Genomic DNA, 12256 nt, shown 5'->3' on the forward strand with positions numbered 1-12256 from the left:
CTATCCGGCACAAGCCAACATCTCGGCGATCCATTGAACTTGCCGGGCAACGTCTTGCACCTTTGCTTCGGGCAAAGCCTGCTGCGCCCGGGCGAACTGGGCCAGTGTCTTCTGCTTTTCATGCAGCCGGCGTTGCCACTTGGTCAGGAACTGCGGACTGCGCACCTGCATTTGCAACGGGCCGAAGTACAGCTCTTGATCGGTGTAGACCACTGACTCTGCACGTTCAGCGACGATGATTTCGTAGTCGAAACGGTTTTCCTGCAACAGTTCCTCGTGGAAGATGCGGTAGCCATTGTCCATCAGCCATTGGCGCAGTGGCTGCTCACCGCCGTTGGGTTGCAGAATCAGACGTTCTTCGCCGCTCAAACGCGATTTGCCGCCGTCGAGGATGTCGCGGATCGTCTCGCCGCCCATGCCGCAGATACTGATGGCGGTGATCCTGTCACCAGGCTCGATCGCCGCCAGACCATTGGCCAGACGCACGGTGATGCGTTGCTGCAGCTCGTTGTCGCGCACCGTGCGTTGGGCCGAATGAAAGGGCGTCAACGCCACCTCACCCGCCACGGCCGCTGCAATCACCCCGCGACGCATCAGCACCACCGGCAGATAGCCGTGATCCGAGCCGATATCGGCCAGCCTTGCGCCGGTCGGCACATGCGCTGCCACGCGCTCCAGGCGCATGGACAAAGTCTGTTCGTTCAACGGCAACCCCTGTTCATTGCAAGATTGCGGCAGCAATGACCGCAAAAGGGGTGCGACTTTGTCGAGCAACGCGGTGCCTGTCAAATTCCGGCGACAAGGATCACGGCGCGAACCTTCAGTCGGCCAACGTTGCGTTGTCGATCACGAAGCGATATTTCACGTCGCCCTTGAGCATGCGCTCGTAGGATTCATTGATCTGATCAGCACGGATCAGTTCGATGTCGGAGACGATGCCGTGTTCGGCACAGAAATCCAGCATCTCCTGGGTTTCCGGGATCCCGCCGATCATCGAGCCGGCAATGGTGCGGCGTTTCATGATCAGGTTGAACACGTTCGGCGAGGGATGCGGCGAGGCGGGCGCCCCCACCAGTGTCAACGCACCATCGCGCTTGAGCAGCACCAGAAACGCATCGAGATCGTGTGGCGCTGCGACGGTGTTGAGAATGAAGTCAAAACTCTTGGCATGCGCCGCCATCTCTTCGACATTGCGTGACACGACGACCTCATCGGCGCCCAGTTGTTTTGCCGCCTCGCGTTTCGATTCGGAAGTGGTGAACGCCACGACATGCGCGCCCATGGCATGGGCCAGTTTGATCCCCATGTGACCGAGGCCACCGATGCCGACCACGCCGACTTTCTTGCCCGGCCCGGCATGCCACTGACGCAGTGGCGAGTAGGTGGTGATCCCGGCGCAGAGCAGTGGCGCGACGGCTGCCAGTTGCGCGTCGGGATGGCGGATGCGCAGCACGTAGCGTTCATGCACGACGATGTTTTGCGAGTAGCCGCCGAGCGTCCAGCCGGGGGCGTCCGGCGTCGGGAAGTTGTAGGTGCCGATCATGCCGTCGCAGTAGTTTTCCAACCCGGTTTCGCAGTCATCGCAGTGTTTGCAGCTGTCGACAATGCAACCGACACCGACCAGATCACCCACTTTGAAATCCGCGACATGTGCGCCAATCGCCGAGACGCGCCCGACAATTTCATGGCCCGGTACGCAGGGGAATTGCGTGCCGGCCCATTCGGCGCGCACCTGATGCAAGTCCGAATGGCAGATGCCACAGAAGGCGATATCGATCTGCACGTCATGGGCGGCCGGCGCGCGGCGCTTGATCTGCATCGCCTCAAGGGGTTTGTCGCCAGCGTGGGCACCGTAGGCTTGTACGAGCATGGGAGCGTCCTCAATGGGGTTATCGAACGCACATCTTTGCCTTTTTGCCCGGCATTGAAGTAGTGCATTCCTGTGCAATGCTTGCCTGATCCTGCGAGGCCTTGTGACGTTGTGCAGACAGACGATCGAAGTGTTTGCAGGTAATCTGCCGGTTCGCTGACTAAAACAAAAACAGGAGCCATTGATGCAACCGATCCGTCTCGGTCTGGTGGGCTACGGCAAGATTGCCCAGGATCAACATGTCCCGGCGATTCTCGCCAATCCCGCATTCCAGTTGCTGTCTGTCGCCACGCAAGGCAAGCCCTGCGCCGGTGTCGAGAATTTCCAGTCGCTGAGCGAATTGCTCGCAAACGGCCCGCAGGTCGACGCGATCGCCTTCTGCACGCCGCCGCAAGGACGATTTGCGTTGGTGCAGGAAGCGCTGGCCGCCGGCAAACATGTGCTGGTGGAAAAGCCGCCCTGTGCAACGTTGGGTGAGGCAATGGCATTGGTCAGTCTGGCCGAGCAGCACGGCGTCAGTGCGTTGTTCGCCTGGCACTCGCGCTATGCGCCCGGCATTGCCGCCGCCCGCGACTGGCTCGCCACCCGCACCCTGCAAAGTGTGCACATCGACTGGAAGGAAGACGTGCGCAAGTGGCATCCCGGCCAGACCTGGATCTGGCAACCGGGTGGTCTGGGCGTTTTCGATCCGGGCATCAACGCCTTGTCGATTGTCACGCACCTGCTGGCGCTGCCGTTGTTTGTCGAGTCCGCCGAACTGCGCGTACCCGAAAACTGCCAGTCACCGATTGCCGCTTCGATCAAAATGTCTGATGCGCGCCACCTCGACGTGCGCGCCGAATTCGACTTCGACCATGGTCATGACGAACTCTGGAGCATCGAAATTCGCTGCGCCGAAGGTGTGTTGCGACTGGATAACGGTGGGGCGCTGTTAAGTATCGATGGTGCGCGCCAGACGGTTTCGGAAGAGGGCGAGTACGCGGCGGTGTATCGGCATTTTCAGCAGTTGATTGGCGACAAGGCCAGTGATCTGGATCTGCAGCCGTTGCGGTTGGTGGCGGACAGTTTCTTTGTCGGGAGTCGGGTGTTGGTGGAGGCGTTTTACGACGCCATTTGAGATCTGACGCCGTCTCATTGTGGTTGTCCCCTTAGCCAAAGTTCAGCAAAAACCTGCGGGAGCTGGCTTGCCAGCGATGGCGGTGGGTCATTCAACAACGATGTTGGCTGGCCCGACGCTTTCGCGGGCAAGCCCGCTCCCACAGTGATTGTGGCTGTACCCTTCGCCCAAGTTCACCGCGAGAACCTGTGGGAGCTGGCTTGCCAGCGATGGCGGAGGGTCATTCAACAACGATGTTGTCTGGCCCGACGCTTTCGCGGGCAAGCCCGCTCCCACAGTGATTGTGGCTGTACCCTTCGCCCAAGTTCACCGCAAAAACCTGTGGGAGCTGGCTTGCCAGCGATGGCGGAGGGTCATTCAACAACGATGTTGTCTGGCCCGACGCTTTCGTGGGCAAGCCCGCTCCCACAGTGATTGTGGCTGTACCCTTCGCCCAAGTTCACCGCGAGAACCTGTGGGAGCTGGCTTGCCAGCGATGGCGGTGGGTCATTCAACAACGATGTTGGCTGGCCCGACGCTTTCGCGGGCAAGCCCGCTCCCACAGTGATTGTGGCTGTACCCTTCGCCCAAGTTCACCGCGAGAACCTGTGGGAGCTGGCTTGCCAGCGATGGCGGAGGGTCATTCAACAACGATGTTGTCTGGCCCGACGCTTTCGCGGGCAAGCCCGCTCCCACAGTGATTGTGGCTGTACCCTTCGCCCAAGTTCACCGCGAGAACCTGTGGGAACTAGCTTGCCAGCGATGGCGGAGGGTCATTCAACAACGATGTTGGCTGGCCCGACGCTTTCGCGGGCAAGCCCGCTCCCACAGTGATTGTGGCTGTACCCTTCGCCCAAGTTCACCGCGAGAACCTGTGGGAGCTGGCTTGCCAGCGATGGCGGTGGGTCATTCAACAACGATGTTGGCTGGCCCGACGCTTTCGCGGGCAAGCCCGCTCCCACGATTTTGCTTAGAAACGGTCAAGCGCGTAAGGGTCGCTTGCCGGCAAATCCCCCATTCGTTTTTCTACCTCCGGCAACACCATCCGCGCAACCATCTCCGCCGTCACCGCCGCTTGCGTCAGCCCCAGATGCTGATGCCCAAACGCAAGCAACACCTTGCCCCCGCACGCTTGATCAATCACCGGCAACGAATCCGGTAGCGATGGCCGAAACCCCATCCATGGCGTCGCCGCCTCAGCGCTCAGATCCTTGCGGAACAACCCCTGAGTCAACCGATGCAACTGCCACGCGCGTTCCATGCTCGGTGGCCGCTCCAGCCCGGCGAACTCGACCGTGCCCGCCAGGCGCAAGCCTTCAGACATCGGCGTCATGATGAACTTGCGCTCCAGCGAGGTGACCGGGAAGGGCAGGCGGTTGTGTTCCTGCGGCAACATCAAGTGATAACCGCGCTCGGTGTCCAACGGGACTTTCTCGCCGGTGAGTGCGGTGGTGAGTTTTGCCGAGTGCGCTCCGCAGGCGATCAAGACGCGGCTCGCGGTCAAACCACCGGTTCCGGTGATCAGCGAAACACCGTGCTCCCGCACATAACCGCCCTGAACCTGTTGCCTCACAAAACTCACGCCGCTGGCCTTGGCTGCTTCGACCAACTCGCAGACCACGCGATATGGATCGAGAAAGTGGCCGGTGCGCGGAAAGAACAAACCGCCCTGAATCTGATCGCTGAATTGCGCTGCGGATTCCCGTACCGCGCCAGCCGGCCAGAAATCGACCGGCACTTGCTGCTGGCGCAAGCGAACCTGGAGCGCATCGATGGCCTGCCGCGATTCCGGGCGCTCGAAGACCAGCAACGATCCATCGACCTTGAGCAGGTCAGGACGTTGAATATCCCCCAGCAAACGATGCCAGGCATCCAGACTGCTTTCATTCAGCGCCCGCAAACCCGCCACGGTTTTCTGAAAGGGCTCCGCCCGCAGGTTCAGCAACAGCCGCGTAAACCAGGGCAGGGCGCGGGGCATGTATCTCCAGTCCAGGCGCAGCGGGCCCATCGGGTCCATCAGCATTGCCGGCAAGCGCTTGAGAATCGACAGGTCGGCAATCGGAAACACCTGCTCGGTCGCCAGATGCCCGGCGTTGCCGAACGATGCGCCGTGCCCCGGTTCCTGTTGATCGATGACCACCACACGCTGGCCTTGGCGGGCAAGACGCAGTGCGCAGGCGACGCCGATGATGCCGGCGCCGACCACGGCGATGTCGTGCGAGACGTTATTCGGGCTGGTCATGCGCTTCCCTTTGCCCATCGAGCAGGCGACGCAATTGCAGGGGATTGGCCTGTTTCAGTGCCGAGGGCAACAAGCTGTCGGGGAAATCCTGATAGCACACCGGACGCAAGAATCGGTGGATCGCTGCTGTGCCAACAGATGTCGACCGCGCGTCGGATGTGGCCGGGAACGGCCCGCCATGTACCATCGCATCAGACACTTCGACACCGGTGGGCCAACCGTTGACCAGCAACCGACCGGCCTTGCGCTCCAGCGCTGGCAGCAGCGCGCGGGCCTGCTCGAGGTCTTCGTCGTCCAGGTGCAATGTGGCAGTCAGTTGGCCTTCCAGATGTTCGATCACTTGACGCATCTCCTCGTCATCGCTGCATTGCACAATCAACGACGCCGCGCCAAAAACTTCGGCCTGGAGGTTCTGATCGGCGAGAAAATCGCTGGCTTGGGTGACGAACAGGTGGGCCTGGCACTGATTGGGTTGCGTGCTCATCTGACCCACAGCCGAAATTTGCGCATGGGGGTTCTCGGCCAAGGCATTCACGCCAGCCTCATAGGCATTGAAGATGCCTGGCGTCAGCATCGTCTGCGCGGGGCTTTGTTGGAGCCGTTCGGCAGTGGCGGCGACAAATTTGTCCAGCGCGGGCCCCTTATGCGCAATCACCAGACCAGGATTGGTACAGAACTGCCCGGCACCCACAGTCAGTGAAGTGACGAAGCCCTGCGCCAATGCTTGCACGCGATTGCGTAATGCCGCGGGAAACAGCAACACCGGATTGATCGAACTCATTTCCGCATACACCGGAATCGGCTCGGGTCTTGCCTGTGCGGCTTGAACCAGTGCCAGACCACCGCTGCGCGAACCGGTAAAACCCACGGCTTTGATGCGTGGATCGGTGACCAGCGCGATACCCACTTCGCGACCGGAACCGTACAACAACGAAAACACCCCCTCCGGCAGACCGCAGGCTTGCACCGCTCGCGCCACTGCGCGGCCGACCAGTTCACTGGTGCCGGGATGCGCGCCATGGGCCTTGACGATCACCGGGCACCCGGCCGCCAGCGCCGACGCCGTGTCGCCACCCGCCACCGAGAACGCCAAGGGGAAATTGCTCGCGCCAAACACCGCCACCGGCCCCAACGGCACTTGGCGTTGACGCAGGTCCGAGCGCGGCATCGGCTGCCGCTGCGGTTGCGCTGTATCAACGCGCACATCCAGCCATTCACCGGCCCGTATTGTGCGGGCAAACAGTCGCAGTTGCTGACACGTGCGGCCACGTTCGCCAAGCAAACGGGCGCTCGGCAGGCCGGTTTCGGCCATGGCACGGTCAATCAGCTCATCGCCAAGGGCTTCGATTTCCACGGCAATGCGTTGCAGAAATTCAGATCGGGCATCCAGCGTCGTTTCGCGATAGCGGTCCAGCGCTGCCCAGGCCAGCGCGCAGGCCCGCTCGACATGTTCGGCCGAACCGCCGGCATAGGCAGGCTCCAGCGTCATCCCCGTGGCCGGGTTGATCCCCCGAACGGCTTCGCGATTGCCCGCAACAGTGTGCTGTCCGATCAGCATGTGGCCCGTCAGAGTCATGGTTTATTCCTGATGAGAAAAGATTGCCCGCCGCTACAGTCGGCGGGCACGAAAACGCAGCGAGGGATCAGGCGAAGTTCTGCTCCGCCGACCAGTTCTCGTACCAGTGACGGAACAGCGCGTACTGGTTCTCTGCATAGCGGCGTTGTGAGTCGCTCAACGCATCGGTTTCATTGAAATGCAGGGTGTATTCCTTGTCCCCGTTGAGCACCATCAGGTGCTTGTAATACAGCACCAGATCGCAGCCTTCGTCGAACGACGACAGCACCGCCAGCGCCGATTCCAGTTCCCGCGCCTGACGTCGTGCCTTGGCATCGCCCTTGGCCGCTTGCTTGCTCAGGGCCACCAGTTGCAGCACTTCGCGGGGCAGGGCGTTACCGATCCCGGTGATCGCACCGGTGGCGTTGCAGTTGACGAAGCCGTGCACCACTTGCGTGTCGACGCCGACCATCAGGGTTACGTCGTCATCCTTGGAGGTGATGTTTTCGGCGGCGTAACGCAGGTCGGCGCCGCCACCAAACTCCTTGAAGCCGATCAGGTTCGGGTACTCGCGGCGCAGCTCGAAAAACAGATCGGCGCGGGTGGCGAAGCCGTAGTAAGGGCTGTTGTAGATCACCGCAGGTAACTCGGGCGCGGCCTGCAGAATCGCGGCGAAGTGGGCTTTTTGCGCGGCGGCCGAAGCACCACGGGACAGCACGCGGGGAATAACCATCAAACCCTGCGCGCCGACTTTCGCCGCGTGGGTCGCATGGGAAACCGCTTCGCGGGTGTTCACCGCACCGGTCCCGACAATCGTCGCAATCCCCGCCGCCACCAGCTGCGCCACGCCTTCCTGACGCTCGGCTTCGGTGAGCAACGGCCAGTCGCCCATGGACCCGCAATACACCACGGCGCTCATGCCGATATCGATCAGCTCGCGCCCCTTGGCAACCAGCGCGTCGAAGTCCGGTTTGCGCTGGGCGGTGCACGGGGTCATCAGGGCTGGCATGCAGCCGGTGAAGATGTTGTCGCTCATTGTTTTAACTCCTTGGCACATCGTTCAAATAAGGGTGGAAAGTCGGCGCGGCAGCTCAGATGCCCCACGCGAACGGATCTGTTTCATCGATCAGCAATGTGCTGTCGGCGGTCATGAAGGCGCGGCCAGTGATGTAGGGGCGGATGCGTTCACCTTCCCATTCGAAGCGGCCTTCGAACTGGCTACCGGTGATGCTTGCCTGTACCCAGCGCGCGCCGGGCTGCAGCTTGTCGTCGGCCGCAAGGCAGGCGAGTTTGGCGCTGGTGCCGGTGCCACATGGCGAGCGGTCGTAGGCTTTGCCGGGGCACATGACGAAGTTGCGGCTGTCGGCGTTGGTGTCGTCAGCGAACAGTTCGATGTGGTCGATGACCGCACCGTCCTCACCGCATATGCCTTGATCTTCGAGGGCCTTGAGCATCGCCCAGGTGTACGCCGTGAGGTGCTCGACGTTGTCCATCGTCAGGGTCTGGCCATGCTCGGACACAAGGAAAAACCAGTTGCCGCCATAAGCGATATCGCCGAACACCCGGCCGAATCCTGGCACGTCCACCGGCACCTGTTTGCGGTAGCGATAAGACGCCACGTTGCCCAGCGTCACGGTGCTGTCTTCATGCAGCGTCGCGCTGACCGGGCCGACCGGTGTGTCGATCTTGTGCACGCCTGGGGCGATCTGGCCCAAGTGCTGTAACGAATTGATCAGGCCGATGGTGCCGTGGCCGCACATGCCGAGGTAACCGGCGTTGTTGAAAAAAATCACCCCGCACGTGGCGTCAGCCGACACCGGTTCGCAGTACAGCGCGCCGACCAGCACGTCGTTGCCGCGTGGTTCCAGCAGGCAGGCGCGACGCCATGCATCATGCTGATCGCGCAGAGCATCGCGCTTTTCAGCCATGGTGCTGCCGGGCAGTTCGGGAAAACCCTTCATCACCAGACGTGTGGGTTCGCCGCCGGTATGGGAATCGATGACGTGTACTCGTTTCATGGACGTCTCTCGTTTGAAGATTTCAGTAAGCGCCGGCAGGGCGCGCGTTCACGGTGGAGGCGGGGGCGGCGACTTCGCTTTCTTCATCGTCATCCTCAAGGTGCAGCAGATGTGCCGGTACGCCGGTCGCGGCGCCCCAGTAATAGATGCCCGTCGCACAAGCAGCGACGACGAGGGTGTCGAACGGGTGGGCGAGGATGCCGAGGCCGCCGAAGGTGCCGAGTTTCGACAGCACGATCGTCACCGCGTAGAAGGCGATCAGCCAGGCCGAGGAGCGCACTTGGCGAGCCAGATTCAGGTGCGCAGTCGGTACAAAACGACCGCACAGCAGGTAGACGACAAACATCAGGATTTGCAGGCCGAGCAGCCACGACACGGTGCTCCAGCCCGACCAGTAGACGATCAGTGCAGCGATGATGAACGACACCGGTCCGAGCACGCCCATGCACTTGACCCGGAACGGCCGCGGCATGTCCGGCGCATTACGGCGCAACGCAGCCACCGACACTGGCGCCACGGCGTAGCTCAACACCAGTGCGGCGGAAACCACGTTGATCAACGCTTCCCACGACGGGAAGGGCAGGGTCCAGAACACCGACAGCGCAAACGTCAGCCACAGCGCCGGACGCGGGATGCCGGACTTCTCATCGATGTGGGTGAACACCTTGAAGAATGTGCCGGTCTGCGCCCAGCCGTAGATCACCCGAGGCGTGGCGTTCATGTAGATGTTGCCGCAGCCGCTCGGTGAAATCACCGCGTCGGCGACCACCAGATACGCCAACCAACCCACACCGAGCGCCAGCGCGATGTCGCGATACGGCAGGGCAAATTCCTTGCTCACACCGGCCCAGCCGTTGGCGAGCATTTCGGTCGGGATGCCACCGAGAAAAGCCATTTGCAGCAGCACATAAATCAGGGTCGAGAGCAGCACCGAGAGGATCAGCGCGATGGGAATCGTGCGCTGTGGATTCTTCACTTCGCTGGCCACCGAGATGATCGGCGTAAGGCCCAGATACGCGAAGATGATCCCGCCCGCCGAGACCGCCATCTCCACACCCGACAAGCCGAACGGCGCGAAGCCCTGGACGTGGAAGTTTTCCGGTTTGAAGAACGTGAACAGCACACCGATCACCAGCAACGGCACGATGAACTTGAAAATGCTCACCAGATTATTGGCTTTGGCGAAGGTCTTCACGCTGCGGTAGTTGAGCACGAAGAACAGGCAGAGCAGGCCGAACTGCACCAGCCAGCCGAGCAGTGTCGGATCACCGGTGCCGGTCTTGGTCAGCCCGGGAAACCACGCCGCGGCGTATTGGCGCGAGGCAACCACTTCGATCGCCACCAGACTGGAAAACGCGATCAGGGTGATGAAGCCCATCAGGTAACCGAGCAACGGCCCGTGGGAGTAAACCGGGTAGCGCACCACGCCGCCGGCACGCGGTAGGGCGGCGCCCAGTTCGCAGTAAACGATGCCCAGTAGCAACACGGCGAAACCGCCCAGCAACCAGGAAAATATCCCCGCCGGCCCGGCGATGGCGGACACGTGACTGGCCGCGAACAACCAGCCGGAGCCGAAGATCGCCCCGAGCCCGATAAACGTGAGATCGATCAGTGAAAGCTGTTTTTTGAACTTGCCTTGGCCTGACATGGCATCGCCTTCTTGTGAGTTATTGGATAGGCAGTTGTGTCACTCGGACGGCCAGACTTTGAACTCATCGGCAGCGTGGCGATTGATGTTTTGCGGTGGGATCAATGACGAATTCAGCACAATTGCGCTGACGGATTGCGGCGCTCGACAGGGTCGTGGTGTTGCTGCAATCTGCACGCGAACGGCGCATGGGCTATCCACGAACAGGGGAGAGAATCCTTGATGCACAACGCGTTTTCGATTCTTTGCCAGGGTGGCGACGGCAACCGTCCGCAGACCCTTGAAGAGCTGGTGGCCAGCGCTGCGCTGCTGTTGCCGATGCTCGATGTGATCCCCAACGCGGTGATTTTCATCAAGGATGTGCAGGCCCGGTATGTCCTGGCCAACCGCACACTGGTGCAGCGTTGCGGCTTGAAAGACTTGCGCCCGCTGCTCGGCAAAACCAGCGCGCAGGTGTTCCCGGCGCAACTGGGGCCGGGCTACACCGAGCAGGATCGCAAAGTGCTGGAGGAGGGGTTTGTGCTGGAGGATCAGCTCGAACTGCATCTTTATGGCAGTCGCGAACCCGGTTGGTGCCTGACCCACAAACAACCGCTGTACAACCGCGACGGGCAGATCATCGGTTTGGCTGGTATCTCCGTGGATGTGCAGTCAGCCAGCGAAACCCATCCGGCCTTCCAGCGACTGGCGGCGGTCGACGAACACATTCGCAACCATTTCAACCGCCGCGTCACGCTGGGCGAACTGACGCGCATCGCCGGTATTTCCGTCGCGCAACTGGAGCGTTACTGCAAACGTGTGTTCCACCTGACGCCCCGGCAAATGATCCAGAAAGTACGCCTGGAACACGCCCACCGACTGCTGCATACAGACCTGCCGATCACCGACGTTGCGCTGCAATGCGGCTACACCGACCACAGCGCCTTCACCCGCCAGTTCAAGGCCTCGACCGGGTTTACACCTCGGCAGTATCGTCAGGCTACATCCCTGTAGGTGCTGCCGAAGGCTGCGATCTTTTGATCGTGTTTTTAAAAACAAAAAATCAAAAGATCGCAGCCTCCGGCAGCTCTTACACAATCATTGTGGCGAGGGAACTGGTGTCAGTCCGGCATCTGCTGATTATCCAGCACCCGATTCACTGCCAGCTCCCCGAGCATGATCAGTTGCGCAATGCCCAGCAGCGCCCGACGCTGCGACGGGGGCAACAGACTGGCAACGTCCTGGGCAATGGTTTTAGCCGAAGCGAGCGTTTCACTGGCATCAGTCAGCAGTTCTTCGTTTTTGTTGTCCGCAGTCACGGCGTACATCCCACGGATTTTGCGTGGAGGTGGCGTGGACCCGGGCGGGCAGAGGTAGTGATCGAGAGCGCGGTCGGCGGCTTCGTTGAGCTTTTTCGAATCGAGGGATTCGTAGGGTGAGGTGGGGTCGGTTTCGGGCGGGTTTGGCGTTGGTTTTATCATCGGTGAAGCCTCTAGAGTAATGAAGCTGCCACCGTTCGCTGCTAACGAAGGAGGTGGCGGCTGTACGCGGGTTAGCAGACCAGGACTCTAGAACCCGGCGCACCGAAGTGCCCCACGCAAAGCCGCCATAACGACAACGGACTTTATGCGTCTAGAGATAACCCGGGCTGCTAAACCCGATCGCTGATTCGTCAGCGACCGCACCACAATAGAACCCGTCCCCAAGGCGCACAAGCCGGCGGATTCTGGCGTAGCTGTAGGCAATTACGCAAGGTCGTGTAGCCTGATTACGTGTCTTTGCGTGTAATTTAAACATTGGCGTTTAAAAGCGAAAGATCGCAAACCGTTTCAATCGAAAACACCAAGC

General features: G+C 61.1%; 10 protein-coding genes. 2 read left to right on the forward strand and 8 right to left on the reverse strand.

The genetic code is table 11. From position 1 onward, the window contains the following. Positions 1-705 carry a tRNA (adenine(22)-N(1))-methyltransferase gene (locus KI231_RS12620; RefSeq protein ID WP_283246371.1) on the reverse strand — a complete coding sequence of 235 codons (705 nt, stop codon included), beginning with the start codon at positions 703-705 and terminating at the stop codon, positions 1-3. 115 nt (positions 706-820) lie between these two features. Then, on the reverse strand, positions 821-1870 hold the full coding sequence (locus KI231_RS12625; protein WP_213028438.1) for an NAD(P)-dependent alcohol dehydrogenase: 1050 nt from the start codon (positions 1868-1870) through the stop codon (positions 821-823). Positions 1871-2054: 184 nt separating this feature from the next. Here KI231_RS12625 and KI231_RS12630 point away from each other — a divergent pair, with 184 nt between their 5' ends. Beyond that, positions 2055-2987: a Gfo/Idh/MocA family protein gene (locus KI231_RS12630; RefSeq protein WP_213028439.1), complete on the forward strand. Its 933-nt coding sequence runs from the start codon at positions 2055-2057 to the stop codon at positions 2985-2987. Between the two features lie 949 nt (positions 2988-3936). Here the strand turns inward: KI231_RS12630 and KI231_RS12635 are convergent. From KI231_RS12635 to KI231_RS12655, 5 genes are all read right to left on the reverse strand, one after another. After that, a complete protein-coding gene (locus tag KI231_RS12635; protein WP_213028440.1) occupies positions 3937-5208 on the reverse strand; it encodes an NAD(P)/FAD-dependent oxidoreductase in 1272 nt (423 codons plus the stop codon). After that, positions 5192-6784: an aldehyde dehydrogenase (NADP(+)) gene (locus tag KI231_RS12640; protein WP_213028441.1), complete on the reverse strand. Its 1593-nt coding sequence runs from the start codon at positions 6782-6784 to the stop codon at positions 5192-5194. The genes KI231_RS12635 and KI231_RS12640 overlap by 17 nt, the downstream gene beginning before the upstream one ends. A gap of 67 nt (positions 6785-6851) precedes the next feature. Continuing rightward, positions 6852-7799 (reverse strand): dihydrodipicolinate synthase family protein, encoded by a 948-nt coding sequence (locus KI231_RS12645; protein WP_213028442.1) that lies wholly within the window; start codon positions 7797-7799, stop codon positions 6852-6854. A 55-nt stretch (positions 7800-7854) separates the two neighbouring features. Then, positions 7855-8781, reverse strand: a complete 927-nt coding sequence (locus KI231_RS12650; protein WP_213028443.1) for a 4-hydroxyproline epimerase — start codon at positions 8779-8781, stop codon at positions 7855-7857. 22 nt (positions 8782-8803) lie between these two features. After that, positions 8804-10429 carry an APC family permease gene (locus tag KI231_RS12655; protein ID WP_213028444.1) on the reverse strand — a complete coding sequence of 542 codons (1626 nt, stop codon included), beginning with the start codon at positions 10427-10429 and terminating at the stop codon, positions 8804-8806. Between the two features lie 222 nt (positions 10430-10651). On the opposite strand from KI231_RS12655, the gene KI231_RS12660 reads away from it, so the two are divergent. Further along, positions 10652-11422: an AraC family transcriptional regulator gene (locus KI231_RS12660; RefSeq protein ID WP_213028445.1), complete on the forward strand. Its 771-nt coding sequence runs from the start codon at positions 10652-10654 to the stop codon at positions 11420-11422. A gap of 107 nt (positions 11423-11529) precedes the next feature. On the opposite strand, the gene KI231_RS12665 is transcribed toward KI231_RS12660, so the two are convergent. Next, on the reverse strand, positions 11530-11889 hold the full coding sequence (locus tag KI231_RS12665) for a DUF6124 family protein (protein ID WP_213028446.1): 360 nt from the start codon (positions 11887-11889) through the stop codon (positions 11530-11532). Positions 11890-12256: the final 367 nt, after the last annotated feature.

It is taken from the genome of Pseudomonas sp. Seg1, assembly GCF_018326005.1.
In the GTDB taxonomy this organism is placed as follows: Bacteria; Pseudomonadota; Gammaproteobacteria; order Pseudomonadales; family Pseudomonadaceae; genus Aquipseudomonas.

What these genes read in the sequence shown, in the direction of transcription:
- KI231_RS12630 (WP_213028439.1), top strand. Translation starts at nt 2,055, where the DNA reads ATGCAACCGATCCGTCTCGGTCTGGTGGGCTACGGCAAGATTGCCCAG.
- KI231_RS12635 (WP_213028440.1), bottom strand. Translation starts at nt 5,208, where the DNA reads ATGACCAGCCCGAATAACGTCTCGCACGACATCGCCGTGGTCGGCGCC.
- KI231_RS12650 (WP_213028443.1), bottom strand. Translation starts at nt 8,781, where the DNA reads ATGAAACGAGTACACGTCATCGATTCCCATACCGGCGGCGAACCCACA.
- KI231_RS12655 (WP_213028444.1), bottom strand. Translation starts at nt 10,429, where the DNA reads ATGTCAGGCCAAGGCAAGTTCAAAAAACAGCTTTCACTGATCGATCTC.
- KI231_RS12665 (WP_213028446.1), bottom strand. Translation starts at nt 11,889, where the DNA reads ATGATAAAACCAACGCCAAACCCGCCCGAAACCGACCCCACCTCACCC.
- KI231_RS12640 (WP_213028441.1), bottom strand. Translation starts at nt 6,784, where the DNA reads ATGACTCTGACGGGCCACATGCTGATCGGACAGCACACTGTTGCGGGC.
- KI231_RS12660 (WP_213028445.1), top strand. Translation starts at nt 10,652, where the DNA reads ATGCACAACGCGTTTTCGATTCTTTGCCAGGGTGGCGACGGCAACCGT.
- KI231_RS12645 (WP_213028442.1), bottom strand. Translation starts at nt 7,799, where the DNA reads ATGAGCGACAACATCTTCACCGGCTGCATGCCAGCCCTGATGACCCCG.
- KI231_RS12625 (WP_213028438.1), bottom strand. Translation starts at nt 1,870, where the DNA reads ATGCTCGTACAAGCCTACGGTGCCCACGCTGGCGACAAACCCCTTGAG.